At 53.6% G+C, this 16,764-nt stretch carries 19 protein-coding genes; 2 read left to right on the forward strand and 17 right to left on the reverse strand.

Features of this window, described 5'->3' with window-relative positions:
- Positions 1 to 17: 17 nt before the first annotated feature.
- From ccmI to ccmA, 9 genes are read right to left on the reverse strand one after another with little or no spacing between them, the layout of a single operon-like run.
- Complete coding sequence (ccmI, locus tag DQW12_RS12545) at positions 18 to 1,217, reverse strand: c-type cytochrome biogenesis protein CcmI (RefSeq protein WP_113908219.1); 1,200 nt, start codon at positions 1,215 to 1,217, stop codon at positions 18 to 20.
- Positions 1,217 to 1,720: a cytochrome c-type biogenesis protein gene (locus DQW12_RS12550; protein ID WP_113908220.1), complete on the reverse strand. Its 504-nt coding sequence runs from the start codon at positions 1,718 to 1,720 to the stop codon at positions 1,217 to 1,219. The genes ccmI and DQW12_RS12550 overlap by 1 nt, the downstream gene beginning before the upstream one ends.
- The gene (locus tag DQW12_RS12555; protein WP_113908221.1) at positions 1,717 to 2,295 is read right to left on the reverse strand and encodes a DsbE family thiol:disulfide interchange protein; all 579 of its coding nucleotides are present in this window, start codon (positions 2,293 to 2,295) and stop codon (positions 1,717 to 1,719) included. Before DQW12_RS12555 ends, DQW12_RS12550 begins: the two co-directional genes overlap by 4 nt.
- A complete protein-coding gene (locus DQW12_RS12560; RefSeq protein ID WP_113908222.1) occupies positions 2,292 to 4,256 on the reverse strand; it encodes a heme lyase CcmF/NrfE family subunit in 1,965 nt (654 codons plus the stop codon). Before DQW12_RS12560 ends, DQW12_RS12555 begins: the two co-directional genes overlap by 4 nt.
- Positions 4,246 to 4,767: a cytochrome c maturation protein CcmE gene (ccmE, locus tag DQW12_RS12565; protein ID WP_113908223.1), complete on the reverse strand. Its 522-nt coding sequence runs from the start codon at positions 4,765 to 4,767 to the stop codon at positions 4,246 to 4,248. Before ccmE ends, DQW12_RS12560 begins: the two co-directional genes overlap by 11 nt.
- A complete protein-coding gene (ccmD, locus tag DQW12_RS12570) occupies positions 4,751 to 5,059 on the reverse strand; it encodes a heme exporter protein CcmD (protein WP_113908224.1) in 309 nt (102 codons plus the stop codon). The genes ccmE and ccmD overlap by 17 nt, the downstream gene beginning before the upstream one ends.
- Positions 5,059 to 5,862, reverse strand: a complete 804-nt coding sequence (locus tag DQW12_RS12575) for a heme ABC transporter permease (RefSeq protein ID WP_113908225.1) — start codon at positions 5,860 to 5,862, stop codon at positions 5,059 to 5,061. The genes ccmD and DQW12_RS12575 overlap by 1 nt, the downstream gene beginning before the upstream one ends.
- A gap of 1 nt (position 5,863) precedes the next feature.
- Positions 5,864 to 6,532, reverse strand: coding sequence for a heme exporter protein CcmB (gene ccmB, locus DQW12_RS12580; protein WP_502243686.1), 669 nt, complete (start codon positions 6,530 to 6,532; stop codon positions 5,864 to 5,866).
- 5 nt (positions 6,533 to 6,537) lie between these two features.
- Positions 6,538 to 7,191 (reverse strand): cytochrome c biogenesis heme-transporting ATPase CcmA, encoded by a 654-nt coding sequence (ccmA, locus tag DQW12_RS12585; RefSeq protein WP_113908226.1) that lies wholly within the window; start codon positions 7,189 to 7,191, stop codon positions 6,538 to 6,540.
- A 121-nt stretch (positions 7,192 to 7,312) separates the two neighbouring features.
- Between ccmA and DQW12_RS12590 the strand changes: the two genes are divergently transcribed.
- Together DQW12_RS12590 and DQW12_RS12595 are read left to right on the forward strand one after the other, a co-directional pair.
- Positions 7,313 to 8,341, forward strand: coding sequence for a flagellar hook-length control protein FliK (locus DQW12_RS12590; RefSeq protein WP_113908227.1), 1,029 nt, complete (start codon positions 7,313 to 7,315; stop codon positions 8,339 to 8,341).
- Positions 8,341 to 8,595, forward strand: a complete 255-nt coding sequence (locus tag DQW12_RS12595) for an EscU/YscU/HrcU family type III secretion system export apparatus switch protein (protein WP_113908228.1) — start codon at positions 8,341 to 8,343, stop codon at positions 8,593 to 8,595. The genes DQW12_RS12590 and DQW12_RS12595 overlap by 1 nt, the downstream gene beginning before the upstream one ends.
- Before the next feature lie 63 nt (positions 8,596 to 8,658).
- On the opposite strand, the gene DQW12_RS12600 is transcribed toward DQW12_RS12595, so the two are convergent.
- The 8 genes from DQW12_RS12600 to DQW12_RS12635 all read right to left on the reverse strand — a co-directional run bounded on the left by DQW12_RS12600 (position 8,659) and on the right by DQW12_RS12635 (position 16,751).
- Positions 8,659 to 9,879, reverse strand: a complete 1,221-nt coding sequence (locus tag DQW12_RS12600) for an RNA-guided endonuclease InsQ/TnpB family protein (protein ID WP_198683962.1) — start codon at positions 9,877 to 9,879, stop codon at positions 8,659 to 8,661.
- Positions 9,880 to 9,981: 102 nt separating this feature from the next.
- On the reverse strand, positions 9,982 to 10,521 hold the full coding sequence (locus DQW12_RS12605) for a DUF2802 domain-containing protein (RefSeq protein ID WP_232819991.1): 540 nt from the start codon (positions 10,519 to 10,521) through the stop codon (positions 9,982 to 9,984).
- Positions 10,521 to 11,024 (reverse strand): chemotaxis protein CheW, encoded by a 504-nt coding sequence (locus DQW12_RS12610; protein ID WP_232819992.1) that lies wholly within the window; start codon positions 11,022 to 11,024, stop codon positions 10,521 to 10,523. The genes DQW12_RS12605 and DQW12_RS12610 overlap by 1 nt, the downstream gene beginning before the upstream one ends.
- On the reverse strand, positions 11,011 to 11,826 hold the full coding sequence (locus DQW12_RS12615) for a chemotaxis protein CheW (RefSeq protein ID WP_113908230.1): 816 nt from the start codon (positions 11,824 to 11,826) through the stop codon (positions 11,011 to 11,013). The genes DQW12_RS12610 and DQW12_RS12615 overlap by 14 nt, the downstream gene beginning before the upstream one ends.
- 19 nt (positions 11,827 to 11,845) lie before the next feature.
- Positions 11,846 to 12,616 carry a ParA family protein gene (locus DQW12_RS12620; RefSeq protein WP_113908231.1) on the reverse strand — a complete coding sequence of 257 codons (771 nt, stop codon included), beginning with the start codon at positions 12,614 to 12,616 and terminating at the stop codon, positions 11,846 to 11,848.
- Positions 12,617 to 12,623: 7 nt separating this feature from the next.
- A complete protein-coding gene (locus DQW12_RS12625; protein WP_113908232.1) occupies positions 12,624 to 13,823 on the reverse strand; it encodes a protein-glutamate methylesterase/protein-glutamine glutaminase in 1,200 nt (399 codons plus the stop codon).
- Positions 13,824 to 13,832: 9 nt separating this feature from the next.
- A complete protein-coding gene (locus DQW12_RS12630) occupies positions 13,833 to 15,992 on the reverse strand; it encodes a chemotaxis protein CheA (protein ID WP_113908233.1) in 2,160 nt (719 codons plus the stop codon).
- A 12-nt stretch (positions 15,993 to 16,004) separates the two neighbouring features.
- Entirely contained in the window at positions 16,005 to 16,751 is a 747-nt protein-coding gene (locus tag DQW12_RS12635) for a protein phosphatase CheZ (protein ID WP_113908234.1), read from the reverse strand.
- Positions 16,752 to 16,764 lie beyond the last annotated feature (13 nt).

The following is a 16,764-nucleotide window of genomic DNA, read 5'->3' on the forward strand; positions in this document are numbered from 1 at the left end:
TGCGCAGCGCTTTCAATCTAGGGTAAAAACTCAGTTATACGTAAATTCACTTGCGTGCCCGGTGCGGCTTCCACCAGGACCGGCCGCGCTTCCATGTCGCCACTACGAATGTCGATACTGCCACTGGCGCTTAACCGCGCCCCCACCAGCCAATTGTCCACGTCTGACAGCTTGCGATCGGGGGTCATGGCGCTGTCGTTGGTGAGTGTTACCGTAATCGGGAAGTCGCTAATCGCCACACGCTCTACAGCAATGGGCGCACGGCCGCCGTCTGGGTCGCGCACAAACACAAATAAAGTGGCACCAAAAGGCATTTCATTACGCAAGGTTTCGCTAATATCAACGTTCACTGTTAGGGTAAGTATAGACCCGTCGGCACGCGCTTGCGCGTCGGCGAGCGACCGTTCAAGTGACGCTGCTCGTGGGTCGTTGTCGTCTAACAGTTGCAAGGTTATGCGCCACGCTTCGGCGGCACGAGAAAAGTCGCCACGCTCATAGGCAATAATACCCAGCAAACCCAATGCTTCTACGTTGGTGGGCGTGGCTTCCAGCACTTGCCGCACATAACGCGCCGCGCGGGCTAAATCGGGGTCGCTGCCCGACATAATTAACGCCTGTGCAAACAACACCAAGTTTGAGGCGTTATTGGGCGCCAACTGGCGTGACTGCTCAAAAGCTTCAATGGCTTGTTCAAGCTGGCTGAGTTGGATCATAATGCGCCCATACAGGCTCCACGCCGCAGCGTCGGGCTGCTCTTGCAAACGCTGGCGTAAGCCCAGCGCAAACAACCACATTTCTTCCTGATCAACCATGCCTGAACTGTCCGACAACAACACCCGGCTGCGCTCTTCTAATTCCGCCCGAGCTTGGTCGGCTTCGTGTTGTTGCTGCCACGAACCATCTTGCCAATACAGCGCCGTTGCCAACAGCAGCACCACCGCCATAACCCAAATGATTGGCGCGGGCTTCATCACTACTTGCTCGTCGGGGTCGTGTACGTCGGTAACAAAAGTTTTTTCCAGTTCACGGCGAGCATTCGCAAGGTCTTTGTTTGACAGCAACCCCTGCTTGGCGTCTTCTTCAATTTCCGCTTGGCGCGACTCAAACACAGCTTTGTTCGCTTGCAACGTGGATAAGGTCGACAGCTGCTGCTTGCGCGCAAACAACAAGAACACCACCGCCAGTAGCGCTAATACAACTAACATTAGGATCCACATTAGGGTTTCTGCTCCTTGTTGCTGGGCGTGCTTTCGTCGTCAGACCTTGCTGCCAAAAGCTCCGCTATGCGTGCTTGCTCGGCCTCGCTCAATTTCACTTCGCCGCCGGCTTGGTTGCGCAGGTTGTACACCACGGTGGCAACACCGAGCAGCAACACAATAAACGGTGCAAACCAAAGCACAATTGTACTGGGCTTTAGAGGCGGCTTGTAGTGCACAAAGTCGCCGTAACGTACTTTCATAAAGTCAATAATGGCTTGGTTACTTTCGCCGTCCATCACCATTCGGTACACCCGTGCGCGCATGTCCATGGCCAATGGCGCGTCGGAGTCGGCAATCGACTGGTTCTGGCATTTTGGGCAGCGCAACTCGCGCGTAAGGGTATTAAAGCGCATTTCTTGTTCGGCAGTTTCAAACGCGTAAAACTCGTTTGCGGCTTGCGCTGGCTGCAACATAAGCGTTGTTGACAGCGCCAAGAGTACGGCTAACAGAAGGTTTTTCATTGCGCCGACCCTCCGCTTGCGTTACCCGACTGCTCAAACAAGCTGTAGTAAATGGGCCCCACTTCTTCTTGCCACACACGGTCGTTCATGTCGCCCACATGGCGGTGCACAATAACCCCATTGCTGTCGATCACAAAGGTTTCGGGCGCGCCATACACGCCAAGATCGAGGGCGAGCAAGCCGCTGAAGTCGAAAAGGTTAATTTGATAGGGGTCGCCCAACTCTTGCAACCAACGCACCGCAGCAGCGCGCGAGTCGTCTTTGTAGTTCAAGCCGATAATGTACACGTTTTCTTCGTCGTGAAGCTTATTCAAAAAGGTGTGCTCGGCGTAACAGGTTGGGCACCAGGTTGCCCACACGTTCAACAACATGGGCTGGCCACCCACAATACTTTCATTGTGGGTGCGATCAGGCTGATACAGGTCCGGCAATTCGAAAGCGGGCACAGGCCTGCCCACGAGCGCCGATTCCAACTTAGTGGGGTCGGAAAACAAGCCACTAAACAAAAATACCGCCAACCCCAAAAACAAAATTAACGGGGTAAGAAAGTAAATAAAGCGTGCACGTGCGGTCATAGCGCCACTCCTTTTACCGGTGTTGCTTTACGCCGCAAACGGTAGCGTTTGTCGGTCATCGACAACAAGCCGCCAACCGCCATAATAACCCCGCCAAACCAAATCCAGCGTACGAAAGGCTTAATATGAATACGCACTGCCCAACTGCCGTCGCCGAGCTCCTCGCCCATGGCAACGTACAGATCACGCCACGGGTTCACTTGCAAACCGGTTTGCGTCATCATTTGCCGCTGAATAGTGTAAAAACGCTTCTCGCTCACCACCGAGCCGACGCGACGTTCGCCACGGGTGATTTCAAATAATGCAGCGTCGCTTACCCAGTTCGGGCCAATGCGCTCATTCATGCTTTTAAATTCGAAGGTGTAATTACGCTCAGTAAAGGTGTCGCCCGGCGCCATGCGCACGGTACGCTCCACTTCGTAGTTTTGCACCAAGGCAATACCGATAATGGTCACCGCAAAACCAACGTGGCCCAGCACCATACCCCAATGGCTACGCCCCAGTTTAATCAGCGCTTGAGGCTTATTCTCGCGCTGCGCCACGCGTAGCTTGAGCTCGTGGGCGGTACCGACAAAAATCCAAATGGCTAAAATAAGCCCCAACACCGCCATGCCCGACACCGAGTCGGCGAACACCATGGGCAACACCACGGCCAATGCAACGGTTACCAGCAAGCCTATGAACAGCGGCTTCAGTAACGGCTGTATGTTGTCGCGCCGCCAGCGCACCAAAGGCCCAATACCCAGCAAGAAAGCAAAAGGAATCACCAGCCAGAAGAACATCATGTCGAAGAAAGGCTCGCCGATGGAAATAGAGCCTAAACCCAGCTGTTGGTGGAACAGCGGCAACAAAGTACCAATAAGCACCACCACAGTGGCGGTTACCAAAAAGATATTGTTACCCAGCAGCAGCACTTCGCGGCTAAACAGTTCGTAGCGCGTATGGCTGACCACCTTCGAGGCGCGAATAGCGAACAGTAGCAGCGAGCTGACAATTACCACACCCAAGAAGGCCAACAAGAACATGCCACGGGTGGGGTCGGCGGCAAAACTATGCACCGACACCAACACGCCCGAGCGCACTAAAAAGGTACCGAGCAAGCTTAAACTGAACCCCGAAATAGCCAAGAGCACAGTCCACGCTTTAAAGGTGCCACGCTTTTCCGTTACCGCGAGCGAATGGATAAGCGCGGTGGCAATTAACCAGGGCATAAAGCTTGCGTTTTCGACTGGATCCCAGAACCACCAGCCGCCCCAACCGAGCTCGTAATAGGCCCACCAACTGCCCACCATAATGCCCAAGGTGAGGAAAATCCATGCGGCAATGGTCCACGGCCGTGACCAACGCGCCCAAGCCGAGTCTAAACGCCCGCCCATCAGGGCTGCAACGGCAAAGGCAAACGCCACCGACAACCCTACATAACCGAAGTAAAGCAACGGCGGGTGAATGATCATGCCGGGATCTTGCAGCAAGGGGTTCATGTCGCGGCCGTCTACCGGAATAAGCGGAATGGTGCGGTCGAACGGGTTCGAGGTGAGCAGCATAAATAAATAGAAACCCACGCCGATCATACCCATAACGGCCAGTACACGGGCCGCAAAAGTGAGCGGTAAGCGTTTGGAATAAAGTGCGAGTGCCGCAGCCCAAGCGGCTTGCACCAGCATCCACATAAGGAATGAGCCTTCGTGGGAACTCCACACCGCGGTGATGCGGTAATACCATGGCAACGCGAGGCTTGAGTTATTCGCTACATAAACGGTTGAAAAGTCGGACTTTAAAAATAGAACCGTAAGGGCGATATAGCTTATTAAGGTGAAAAAGAACATGCCGTAAGTAAGCGGACGCGCCAACGACATGTAGCCGCCATGGCCCTTGGCTGTACCCACAATAGGCACCACGGCAAGCAGTAGTGAAAAGGCAAAGGCCAGCGCCAGTGCGTAGTGACCGAATTCAGCGATCATAACCACCACCTTCTTCTGTGTCGTTGCTTGCGTTCGGCTGTGTTTGCCACTGCGACGGCGGCACGTGCTCTATGCCTTTTAACTGCCGTGCTAATTCCGGCGGCATGTATTCTTCGTCGTGGCGGGCTAATACTTCGCTGGCCACAATGCGATTCGGTTCAACCAAAATACCTTGCGCGACAATACCCTGCCCTTCGCGGAACAAGTCGGGCAGTATGCCTTGGTATTCCACGGTCACTTCCGCAGGCCCGTTGTCGATTAAGCGAAACGACACCCGTAGGTTGTCGTCGAGCCGGCGTACCGTACCCGGCACAACCAATCCCCCCACGCGCAGCCGCTGGCCAACTTGCGGCATGGCCTTTTCGTTGCCCTTGCCTTCCACTATTTCGGTAGGGGTGTAAAACAAGTCAATATTCTGCGACAGCGCATACAGCACCAAGCCCGTGGCAACTGCAAACGCCACAATAATGGAACTGGTAATTGCGAGTCTTTTTTTACGTCTTGGGTTCATGATGGTCACTTTCTTCCGTAGCTTTGAATTCTGTTGCAGCGCTGGTTTCCGCCGAGCCGGTCTTCTGCTGGGCGCTGCTTTTTTGCTCGGGGCTGCGTTGGCGTGCGGCCAAAACCCGCTCTGCACGGGCACGATAGGCAGTTACTTCTTTGCTCAACTTCGCGCGGCGCAGAAACACCTCGAGCGCTACCGCGCCGAGCGCCGCAAAGGTAACAAATAACGCCGACCACACATAAAATCCGTAGCCGCCCATGGCAATAAAGGCACTAAAGCTGTCGAACTGAAATTGCATTAGCCTCGCTCCTCTGTGTTCGCTGCCCCGGTGTTCGCTGCCTGGCTCGCAGGTATAGCCCCAGACAAAATAGCTTGTGCCCAGGGCCGGCGCACTTCGCGCTGCAAAATTTGATTATTCAGCCGCAGAATAACCAAGGTGCCGGCAATCAGGGCAAAACCGAGAATGTTCAGCAGCAAGGGCCACAGCATTTCTGGTGCCATGCTAGGTTTTTCAAAGCGGGTGATCACTTTGGTAATGGTGGACTGCTGGTGCAGCGTGTTCCACCAATACACCGAGTAGTGAATAATGGGAATGTTCACCACACCGATAAGCGCGAGAATACCCGCAGCCTTGGCGCCGGTGCGCTCATCTTCAAAGGCGGCGTAAAGGGCCATAACGCCCAAATAGAGGAATAACAGAATAAGCTGTGAGGTGAGCCGTGCGTCCCACACCCACCAAGTGCCCCACATGGGCTGGCCCCAAACGGCACCGGTAAACAAGGAAATAAAGGTAAACACAGCACCAACCGGCGCTATGGCTAAAATTGCCCACTCTGCAGTGCGAATTTGCCACACTAACGCAATGAGCGCGGCGGTGGCCATGGTCATGTACAAACCCATAGACAAAATAGCCGCCGGCACATGGGTAAATATAATACGGTAACTGTCGCCCTGTTGGTAATCGGCCGGCGCAAAGGCCAGCCCCCAAATGGTTGCCACAGCCAAAACCACAATACCCGGCACCGCGAACCACGGCAGCATTTTTTGATTCAACCGGTAGGTCGCTTCCGGTTTTGCATAAGGGTGTAACCAACGCCACATATTAATTCACACTCACTCGTAAGGCTGCATGGACAGCATAAGGAGACAATACCACTGTTAACACCATAATAGCGGCCATTAACGCCAGGGGCCCCGCGGGCGAAAGCCCTGTAGCAGAGGCTTCTACCGCTGCCGTTGCAAAAATAAGCAATGGTATTAACAAGGGTAACAACAGCAAACTTAACAGCGCACCGCCCTTGTTGAGGCTTACGGTTAGCGCCACACCAATGGCGCCAACACAACTAATTACGGGCGTACCGAGCAAAAGGGTCACCCATAATGTGCCCCAAGCGCTTGGCGTTAAGTTCAACAGCAAAGCAAACAAAGGTGCCAACACCAGCAGCGGCAGCGCCGTAAGCAGCCAATGCACCGTAATTTTTGCCAACACCGACCATTCTACCGCCACCGGCAACAACAGCATTTGCTCAAGCGCACCGTCGCGAAAGTCGTCGCGAAAAATACGTTCCAACCCCAACAGTGCCGACAAAATGGCACTCACCCAAATTACCCCAGGCGCTATGCGGCTGAGTACATCGGGCCCGGGGCCGACACCGAGCGGAAACAGCGTAATCACCACCAGCAAAAATAAAATAGGGTTGAGCAAGTCGCTACGTTGCCGCATTGCAACCCGTAAATCGCGCCGCATTATTGCTATGAATATCGCTAACAAGCCTGTCAATGCTGATACTCCAACACTAAGGTTTGCAAGGCGATAGGCAGGTGGTTCAAGGCTTGGTGCGAGGTCATCACAATGGCCCCACCGCGGGCGACCTGCCACTGGAAACGCTCGTGCAAAAGCTCGATACCATGGACATCGAGGGAGGTGAAAGGTTCGTCGAGAATCCATAGTTTGGCGTTACTGAGCCACAGCCGTGCCAATGCAATGCGCCGCTGCTGACCGGCCGACAGGCGTTGGGCTGGAATGTCTTCTAAGCCCACGAGCCCTACATTGGCCAACAATTCATAAGGCGGCTCTTGCAAACCACGCCCCTGCACATGCCCTTGAACGCTGGCAAAAAAGTCGAGGTTTTCAATGGCGGTGAGTTCAGGTTTTACCCCAGCCTTATGGCCAAGAAAAAGCAACTCTTGATGATAGGCACTACGGTTATGCTCGATAGCTTCGCCCTGAAAACAAACAGAGCCCGATTGCGGCGGCAGTAAACCTGCGAGAATACGCAGCAAGCTGGACTTACCCGCGCCGTTTGGCCCTTGAATTTGCCAAATCTCGCCGCTATTCACCTGCAAATTGAGGGCGCTAAACAAGGTGCGCTCACCGCGAACGGAAGCAACATTTTGTGCGCTGAGTAAGCCCTTTGGAGTCTGTGCCATACGCCCTCTGCAGGAAAACTAAAACGGCCGTTATGCTAACATATTTTCACCCCTTGCTGCGACCAAAACCGCTCCCTTTTGAACGCTTTACAAGCTGCATAACCCTAGGCATAGTGCGGGTATGGATAAGTTAACCCCAAGCCAAATGCAGAGCCTGCTGCGCAGCTTACAAAGCGCCACGCTTGCGCAAACCAAAGGGCTGCATGAAAGCAAAGCCAGCGACGCGGCGCACGCAACGGGAACCGCAAACGCAACTGCGGCACGCGCACTCGGCGCCGTGCAGCTCAACACGCCCGCAGCTCTGCGGCAAATTGTCGCACAGGCACAGTCGCCCTTGCCATTATTGCAAAGTATGGCCGCGCTGCGCGGCAGCGGCGCGGAATTACCGCCACAAGTGCGCAGCGTGGTCGAAAGCATGTTTGCCAGTGCCCAGTCGCCGCGGGTAACACCCGCTTTAATCAGTCAGTGGTTTGGCTTGAACCCAGTGCTTGGGCTCACGCAACCGAGCCTTGCCGGTGCGGGGGGTGCAGCAAATGCGCAAGCGAGCTCGGCGCTTTGGTTACAACAGGCGTTACCCCTTTTACTTTTATTGTTGCGGCCACAAGGCGACCGCCCCGCACCGAGCCAACCTTTGCAACAGGCACTCTCGCAACTGTTTGGCGGCTTGTTTACCAGCGGCGCTAATAGCGCTATGCAGCAATTTTTACGGGACCTGCAAGGCAACTTGCAGCAAGCCCGCTTAAGCCAAATGCACTACGCCGAGTCCGCCAGCCGGCAAGAGCCCGACTACTACCTAACCTTGCCGTGGCTGGTGGACAAAAACCCTTCTGCCATAGAACTGCTGATTCAGCGCCGCAAGCAACAACGCGAACGCGAACAGCAAAGCGACGGTTGGGTACTCTCTATGCGCCTGAATATCACCAAAATTGGACCAATATTGGCGCGAGTACGCTGGACCGGCAGCGACGCGGGCATTCAAATTTATACCGACAACGACGCCGCTAGCCGTTGGCTCACGCCCAAAGTGACGCACCTCGAACAGCAACTGAGCGCACAGGGTATTGTGGTAAAAGAGCTTGCCGTACAAACTGGCCGCATTCCAGCCACGCTTGCGCCCGATCCTAATCAACTGATTCGGGTGCGGGTGTAATGAACAAAAACAAAAAAGCAGTAGGTTTACGTTACGACGGCGTAGGTGCACCCACAGTGGTTTCTCGTGGTTTCGACAAACTCGCCGAAGAGATCATTCGCCAAGCGAAAGACGCCGGAGTGCTGGTGCATGAGGATCCAGAGCTGGCTAATTTTCTTGCCAAATTAGAAGTGGGTGAGCAAATTCCAAAAGAAGTGTACGTGATTATTGCCGAGCTGATTGCCTTCGCCACTTGGCTGAATTTAAAGGCGTAAGTTCAAGCGGTGACTGCTCCCCGCCCTAAGCGCTAAAGCGCCACGGGCGAGGCTTCCAACTTCTCAGGCAGCAACTGGTACGTGACCAGATTGACGCTTGCCTCCATTGGCAGAGACCGACAGTCCTGCGGCCTTTAATTTTAAAATACCTTGCGCCTTGATATTTAAGGCTGCATTGATGTCCCGATCACGCTGTGTTGAGCAGGATGGACACTGCCAGTCGCGCACCTTCAGCGATAACGCTTCCAGCTTGTGTCCACAGCAAGAGCAAGTTTTAGAGCTGGCAAACCATTGATCAATTTTAACCAGATGCTTGCCTTGCTCTTTAGCCTTGTATTCCAGCTTTTGGATCAAGCCTGACCAACTCGCATCGGCAATGTGCTTGGACAATTTCCTGTTCTTCAGCATGTTTTTGACTTTCAGTGTCTCGACAATGACCGCTTGGTTTTCGTCAATCACTTGTCGAGACAGCTTGTGCTGAAAATCAGCACGCGCATTCGCCAGACGCTGATGCGCCTTAGCGAGTTTAAGTCGGGCTTTGGCGCGACCTTTACTGCCTTTCTTGCAGCGTGATAAGGCTTTTTGTTTACGGCGCAGATTGGCACTGGCTTTCTTCAAAAAGCGTGGATTCGGTTTTTTCGTGCCGTTTGAATCAATGGCAAGATGCGTTAAACCCATATCCAATCCGAGCACCTGAACAGCATTCAGGCTTTGAATGGTCGCAGGAGCCTCTTGCCCATCTTCGTGCAGCAGTGAGGCATAGTATTCACCCGTCACTGTGCGGGACAAGGTGATGCTTTTCAGTTTCCCTTCAACCTTGCGGTGAATACGTGCCTTGATGGGCTGCTTTAACTTCGGCACTTTAATCCAGTCATCTCCACATTCAACGCTCATGCAATGATAGCTGGACTGCCTGCCATGCTTGCGCTTGAACTTGGGATAACGAGAAGGCAGTTTGGGATCAAAGAAACGTTGAAAGGCTTTATCCAGATTGATACATGCCTGCTGGAGTGCAATCGAATCAAAATCTTTGAGCCAGTGATACTTGCGAGATTTCTTCGCAACAGCCAACAGCGGCTTGAGGTCTTTTTTGGCCTTCAATTTCAGGTCGTGACGCTTGTACTGGCTGCTGATGATATGCAAAGCCTTGTTGTACGCAAAGCGCACAGCGCCGAACTGGCGGTTTAAAAATTCCGCCTGCTCAGGTGTAGGATATATGCGTACTTTTGTGGCCTTTAACATCGTTACTTTAATACTGGTTTTATATACAGCATGCTTACACATGCGTGCGTCTTAATCAAGACCGTTCACGACATTAAAACCAACGCCTTATATCCCCGCCCGACTGGGCGAGGGTTTACGGCGTGATTGCTAAGGGCGTGATTGCTAAGGGCGAGATTGGGGCTTGGCGTAGAGGGAATACACAAGCTCCGCTTCAGCCCGCGGCAACTCGCAGCTTTCTATGATGTCTTCGAGGCTTGCGCCTTGCTGCACCAGCTTTGCCGCACGTTGGTAAAACTTGCTGGCCGGATCTTGCTCCGCTACTTCTTGAATGGCGTTTTGTTGCTCGGCCAAACGGCTGGCAAGGCTTTCGTGCTGTTCGGTGAGCTTTAACAACGCCTTGGCCATACGCTCGCGCTCCTGCCCTTCGTTTTCCGTGCGCTGTGCTAATTCTACTTGCTTGCTGTGCAAGGCTTTTACATGCTTTTGCAGCGCCACTACCTCTTCTACCACAGCAGCGAGCCGATCCTGCTCGGCACTCATGCGTTGCGTGCGAATACTCTCGAGCAACGCCACTAGGTTTTGCTGCTCTTTGTGGTTACGAAGCTGCGCAATAATAACCACCACCACACCCGCAAGTGCCGCAAACGCGACACTCAAAGGTAGCCAAAAGCTCAACATTGCAGGCGTAAGAACAGACATCATTAAATTTGCGACAACTCGTCCCACTCTTCGTCGGTGAGCAGTTTATTCAAGTCGACTAAAATCAGCAACTCGCCTTCGCGGTTACTTACGCCCTGAATAAAGCGCGCACTTTCTTCGGTACCCACATTCGGCGCACTGTCAATTTCAGAACTGCGCAAATACACCACCTCGGCCACACTGTCCACCAGAATGCCGATAACCTGTTGTTCCGCTTCAATAATCACCACACGAGTATTGTCGGTTACTTCCGTTGTTGGCAAGCCAAAACGGGTTCGCGTGTCGATAACGGTAACCACATTGCCGCGCAGGTTGATAATTCCTAACACATAGTCGGGCGCACCCGGAACCGGCGCAATTTCGCTATGGCGTAACACTTCTTGCACCTGCATTACGTTAATACCGTAGGTTTCTTCAGCGAGCTGAAAGGTCACCCACTGTAGTACCGGATCGTCGGAATCGCTTACCGTCGCTTTTTGCTTTAGGCTGCGGTTATCGCTGCTCATGATCTGCTTCTCCACCATTAGTTTCGCTGTTGTCCATGCCCTGATTTAGCATTTCTATCATTGCTTCCACATTGAGCAAGGCACACATTTTTTCTTTCACTATACCTGCGAGCCAAGGCCGTTTGCCAGCATGGTTTGCATGCGGCTGCCGCCATTGTATTTCGCTGGGTTGTAAGGTTTGGGTATTCACCAACGACTCGCATGCCAGCCCCCAATGGCTGTCACTTAACATAACAAGGTACTGATATTTTAAGCTTTCTGCTAGCTCCGCTGTATATTTTTCTGGCATAACCCAGCGTGCCGAGTCCACCACGTTTAACTGCTCTTCGCGGCTGGGCATAATGCCCAAATACCACTTGGGCTTACCAAATAACGGTTTTGGGCGCTCCCACTTATGAATACCGCCCAAGCTTTTTAACGGCACCGCTAAATTGAGCCCAGCCACCTTAAAGAACAGCGCTTGAAAGGCTTCTTCGCGGTACTCCGCCATGGTGTCTGGCAGTTGCGGCGGGGGCGGTGGTGTTTCTACCTTCTGCGGCGCAGGTGCCTGCTGCGGTGCCGACGCCTGCTGCGGTGTTTGCGCTACCGGTGCCGGTGCTGTCGCAATCGGTGTGGGCACCGACGCCTGAGACTTTTCCGTCACCAGCGGCTTTTCTGGCGCTGGTTTTTCTGGAGCCACATTCGCCAACAACTGTTCTACCGGTGCGCGAGCCATACGATCAAGCGCACTCGGCTGCTCTTCTTCAAGCAGGGCCGTGAGGTATTCTTGCATTGCGCGGTCGCTTGTCGACTTCTGACTCATGCTGTTCAAAACCTTCGTTTTAAATCTGTTTTAATAAATGCTCAAGCAGTTGGCTGTAAGCCAAAACACCGCGCGCCTTGGGCGCGAACATCGACGGCGGTGTATGGGCGGCGCTCGCGTCTCTGAACTTGGTGTCGACCGGAATCATGCCGGTCCACACTTTCTCGCCGTGCTTTTTCACCAATGCTTGGTAGGCTTCTAGCGACGCGCGCGTACGCCGATCGTACATAGTCGGCACTACGGTTACGTCGTGATATTGCTTTAAACTATTTTTCACCAGCTCCAGCGTTTGCAACATGCGCTCTAAGCCTTTTAACGCCAGTGTTTCGGTTTGTACCGGCACAATAACCCGCGTGCATGCCGCTAAGGCATTGACCATCAGCACGCCAAGCACTGGTGGCACGTCGATCAGCACATAATCGTAGTCCATGCGCAGTTTGCGCAACCCTTTGCGCAGCACCAAACCCATACCACTACGGGTGCCGAGTTTGCGATCAAGCGTTGCCAAACCCATAGCAGCGGGCATTACATCGATATTCTCAAACTCGGTTGTGTGTATGGCTTTTACTATGCTGTCGCGGTCTACGTCGCTGCCGGCTAGGAGTACGTCGTAAGCACTGTGCTCAAGTTCTTCCGAATCAATACCAAAATAATAGGTTAACGACGCATGCGGGTCGAGGTCGATTAACAACACACGAAAACCGCGCTCCGCTAATAAACCACCGAGCGAAACGGTAGACGTGGTTTTTCCCACCCCACCCTTTTGATTCGCTACGGTCCAAATAATCATGGCGTACCTACGAACGCTCGAATGCGCGTAAAATGTGCCGCGCCACCTCAGGCAGCGGAATATCGCGCTCGGAAATGCCCGCTACGGCCACCGCTTGCGGCATGCCATACACCACGCAAGTGTCTTTGTCTTGCGCCCAAATAGTCGAGCCGCGCTCTTTCATCATCCGTGCGCCTTCGCGGCCGTCGGCGCCCATACCGGTTAAAATAACGCCTAAGCTGTCGCCGCCATACACGCGGGCAATCGAGGCAAAGGTAAGGTCGACACTAGGTTTGTAAGTGAGCTTGTCGTTGGAGTCTTCACGAATGCGCAAGCGCGCCGCACCGGCCCGCCCGTCCACGATCATTTGCTTACCACCTGGTGCCAAATAGGCGTGCCCCGGTTGTAGGGCGTCGTTGTCTTCGGCTTCTTTTACCGAGATTTTGCAGAGCCCGTCGAGGCGCGCAGCAAAGGCTTTGGTAAAGGCCGCTGGCATGTGTTGCACTAACACAATCGGTACGGGAAAGTCGGCAGGTAGCGCGGTAAGCACGGTTTGTAATGCTACCGGACCACCGGTTGAAGTGCCGATTGCCAACAGTTTATATGGGGTGCTGCGCTCAACCTTGGGAATTGTCGTACTTGCTTCCCGTGTGGGCTCGCGTGCTGACTCACTCGCAGGTTCGGTGCGCTCACTCGCCTGCCCTGAAAATCTGCCAGAGCGCGCAGTAACATCCGAGGAAGAAAAGCGGTTGCCTAAACCGGGGCGCGACGAAAACCGTGGCTGCGTGCCGCTTGTGCTCGGTGCGGGTCGGCTTGGCATAGGGCTCGAGCGCCGGCGGCCAATCTCGTACACCCGCTGTTGTAAAATTTGCACGGCTTCGCCACGATTGCGCGCGATGTCTTCAAATTTTTTCGGCAGAAAATCCACCGCACCCGCGTCGAGTGCGTCGAGGGTGGCTTGTGCGCCGTCGTGGGTTAACGAACTGAACATTAAAATAGGCGTGCTACGTTCGGCCATAATCTGGCGCACGGCACTAATGCCGTCGAGCACCGGCATTTCAATGTCCATGGTGATTACGTCGGGCTTAAGTTCACGCGCCTTGCGCACCGCTTCGGCACCGTCAGCGGCGGTGTCGATTACCTCAAGGTTCGGTGCCTCATTAAGAATTTCCGTAACCCGGCGGCGAAAGAAATTCGAGTCATCAACTACTAATACCCGGACAGTCATGTCACCCTTTTAGCGTTTTGTGTAACGTTTTGCGTATTTTTTAAGAAGGCTCGGTACGTCAAGAATCAACGCAATACCACCGTCGCTGGTAATGGTTGCACCCGCCATGCCTGGTGTACCTTGCAGCATACGGTCGAGCGGCTTAATCACAACTTCTTCCTGACCAATCAGCGCGTCGACCACAAAGCCAACTTGCTGTGTGCCCAATGTAACCACAACCACGTGGCCACGATCACGCTTAAAGTTTGGATCTGGCTTTTTATTCAACCATTGATTGAGGTAAAACAACGGAATTGCTTTTTCCCGCACAATCATGGTGAGCTGACCGTCTACTGTGTTGGTCAGTTTAATGTCCATGTTAATAATTTCGTTCACTGTGGCGAGCGGCAACGCGAAGGTTTGTTCGCCTACTTTCACCATGAGCGTGGGCAAAATAGCAAGCGTGAGCGGCACCTTAATTTCTAGCCGAGTGCCACGACCAAGCTCAGAGTCGATGCGAACCGAACCATTGAGCTGGTTAATTTTGGTTTTCACCACGTCCATGCCAACGCCACGGCCCGACACATCGGAAATTTGTTCTTTGGTTGAGAACCCAGCAGCAAAAATAAGGTTGTAGGCCTCTTCGTCGCTCATTCGTGCGGCCGCATCCGCGTCGAGTACGCCCTTACGAATGGCAATACTTTTCAGCTTCTCGGCGTCCATACCGGCACCGTCGTCTTCAATGGCCAGTAAAATATGATCGCCTTCTTGCGACGCACTGAGTTTTACCGTACCTAATCGCGGCTTGCCGTTCGCTTCGCGCACGTCGGGCATTTCTACGCCATGGTCGACCGCATTGCGGACCAAATGCACCAATGGGTCGGCTAACGCCTCCACCAGGTTCTTATCCAGATCCGTGTCTTCACCGGACAGTTCTAAGTTAATTTCTTTTTTCAGGCTGCGCGCCAAGTCACGCACCACACGCGGGAAGCGACCAAACACTTTCTTGATCGGCTGCATGCGCGTTTGCATTACCGCACCTTGCAAGTCACCGGTCACCACGTCGAGGTTGGCTATGGCTTTGCCTAAATCTTCGTCTTCTGAATTGCTATTGAGCAGCAAGAGTCGGTTCCGAACCAGCACCAACTCGCCCACCATATTCATAATTTCGTCGAGTCGGCGGGTGTCTACCCGCACCGTGGTTTCGGCTGCCGGTGCCGCTGGCTTCGGCGCTTCTTTTTTCGCGGCTACTGGGGCAGCCGCTTTTGCTGGCTCAGGCTTACTTGCCGCAGGCTGCGCAGCAGCCGGCTTAGCAGGCTCAGGCTTGGCTTTAGCCGGCTCTGGTTTCGCAGGTTCTACAGCCTTACCCGATTCGGTTTTAAACTGGCCTTTGCCATGTAAGTTGTCGAGCAGTGCTTCAAATTCATCGTCGGAAATGTCGCCGCTTGCGCTGCTGGCCGATTTTTGTTCAGGCTCAGACGCAGGCGCTTGCTCTGCCGCCGGTGCTGGAGTAGCGGGTTTGCCACCGCCATGCAGCTGGTCGAGTAGAGCTTCGAATTCGTCGTCGGTCATTTCGTCTGACGAAGAAGCGGCTGCGGGCCCTGCAGGAGCAGTGGGTTCCGGAGCTGGAGCCGCTGGCTTTCTCGCACCTTGCAGTTCGTCGAGCAAGGCTTCAAATTCGTCTTCGGTAATGTCGTCGACACCGCCGTCACCGGAAATATGAGTAGGCGCCGAAGCTTCCGGTTCTGGCGCCTGTTCTGGTGCTGCTGACGTTGCCGCCGCACCACCCGGCATATGGTCGCCCGGTTCGCTTAAAATCGTGAGTGCTTGTAACAGTTCAGGCGAAGCAGGCTCTGGCTCTTCACGCGCCTGAACAGCAGCAAACTGAGCATTAATGGTGTCGAGCGACTGTAGAATAACGTCCATCAGTTCGGGCGAGAGTTGGCGACCACCATTGCGCATGGTGTCGAACACGTTCTCTGCACCGTGGCAGGTGTCGACCAACGCGTGCAATGACAAAAAGCCGGCACCGCCTTTCACTGTATGGAAGCCACGGAAAATTGCATTCAGTAAATCACGATTGTTCGGATCATTCTCAAGCTCTACTAACTGCTCGGAAAGCAGTTCGAGAATTTCACCCGCTTCAATCAGGAAGTCCTGAAGAATATCCTCGTCGACATCAAAACTCATCGGCAGCTACTCCTAAAATCCTAAGCTAGATAGCAAATCGTCTACGTCGTCTTGCCCTTTAACAACGTCGTCACGAGCGTCTGGATCAATAACCGGCCCTTCTGGCCCTGTTTTGTCCTGTTCTTTGCTATCGGCGTGTTTTTTGGCCGCTTTATGGTAATCGTCGCCAAACAAGGTTAATAATGAAATAAGTTGGTCTTCTACTTCTTGCACCAGATCAATAACACGACGAATAACCTGCCCCGTTAAATCTTGAAAATCTTGTGCCATCAATACTTCGGTAAGTAGCGTATGTAAGTGATTACTACGCTCCGCTGAGCGACGGATAAACCCGTCAACTTCATGGCATAAGGTTTTAAATTCAGCGAGTTCTATATCGCGGTTCATTAAGCGTTCCCACACCGGCAGAATACTACTTACCTCGGCACCCATTTCTTCTGCCATGGGTAACGAGGCTTCAACCGCGTCCATTGTACGGTTTGCTGCGTCTTCAGTGCGTTGCATTACGTACTGCAAACGATTCTGCGCGTCGGGGAGATCGTCTTCGGTTAAGCGAGACAAACGCGGATCTTGTAAGAAGTCTTGCAGCGAGTCGTGCAATTGCCGAGTGAGCTTACCAATTGAGTCGAATAACTCTTCTTGGCCGGCGTCGGCCATTTCACGCACGAGCTTGTCGGCGCTTGCTTGTTCATTTGCTTCTAACAGCCGAACGAGCTCGCGTGCTTGTTCGAGGGTTACCTTCCCCACAGGTGGCACCATGTGTGTTCTCCTG

It is taken from the genome of Aliidiomarina celeris (assembly GCF_003316875.1).
GTDB lineage: Bacteria > Pseudomonadota > Gammaproteobacteria > Enterobacterales > Alteromonadaceae > Aliidiomarina > Aliidiomarina celeris.

Coding starts and splice junctions, on each gene's coding strand:
- ccmI (WP_113908219.1), bottom strand. CDS start 1,217: ATGTGGATCCTAATGTTAGTTGTATTAGCGCTACTGGCGGTGGTGTTC.
- DQW12_RS12550 (WP_113908220.1), bottom strand. CDS start 1,720: ATGAAAAACCTTCTGTTAGCCGTACTCTTGGCGCTGTCAACAACGCTT.
- DQW12_RS12555 (WP_113908221.1), bottom strand. CDS start 2,295: ATGACCGCACGTGCACGCTTTATTTACTTTCTTACCCCGTTAATTTTG.
- DQW12_RS12560 (WP_113908222.1), bottom strand. CDS start 4,256: ATGATCGCTGAATTCGGTCACTACGCACTGGCGCTGGCCTTTGCCTTT.
- ccmE (WP_113908223.1), bottom strand. CDS start 4,767: ATGAACCCAAGACGTAAAAAAAGACTCGCAATTACCAGTTCCATTATT.
- ccmD (WP_113908224.1), bottom strand. CDS start 5,059: ATGCAATTTCAGTTCGACAGCTTTAGTGCCTTTATTGCCATGGGCGGC.
- DQW12_RS12575 (WP_113908225.1), bottom strand. CDS start 5,862: ATGTGGCGTTGGTTACACCCTTATGCAAAACCGGAAGCGACCTACCGG.
- ccmA (WP_113908226.1), bottom strand. CDS start 7,191: ATGGCACAGACTCCAAAGGGCTTACTCAGCGCACAAAATGTTGCTTCC.
- DQW12_RS12590 (WP_113908227.1), top strand. CDS start 7,313: ATGGATAAGTTAACCCCAAGCCAAATGCAGAGCCTGCTGCGCAGCTTA.
- DQW12_RS12595 (WP_113908228.1), top strand. CDS start 8,341: ATGAACAAAAACAAAAAAGCAGTAGGTTTACGTTACGACGGCGTAGGT.
- DQW12_RS12600 (WP_198683962.1), bottom strand. CDS start 9,879: ATGTGTAAGCATGCTGTATATAAAACCAGTATTAAAGTAACGATGTTA.
- DQW12_RS12605 (WP_232819991.1), bottom strand. CDS start 10,521: ATGATGTCTGTTCTTACGCCTGCAATGTTGAGCTTTTGGCTACCTTTG.
- DQW12_RS12610 (WP_232819992.1), bottom strand. CDS start 11,024: ATGAGCAGCGATAACCGCAGCCTAAAGCAAAAAGCGACGGTAAGCGAT.
- DQW12_RS12615 (WP_113908230.1), bottom strand. CDS start 11,826: ATGAGTCAGAAGTCGACAAGCGACCGCGCAATGCAAGAATACCTCACG.
- DQW12_RS12620 (WP_113908231.1), bottom strand. CDS start 12,616: ATGATTATTTGGACCGTAGCGAATCAAAAGGGTGGGGTGGGAAAAACC.
- DQW12_RS12625 (WP_113908232.1), bottom strand. CDS start 13,823: ATGACTGTCCGGGTATTAGTAGTTGATGACTCGAATTTCTTTCGCCGC.
- DQW12_RS12630 (WP_113908233.1), bottom strand. CDS start 15,992: ATGAGTTTTGATGTCGACGAGGATATTCTTCAGGACTTCCTGATTGAA.
- DQW12_RS12635 (WP_113908234.1), bottom strand. CDS start 16,751: ATGGTGCCACCTGTGGGGAAGGTAACCCTCGAACAAGCACGCGAGCTC.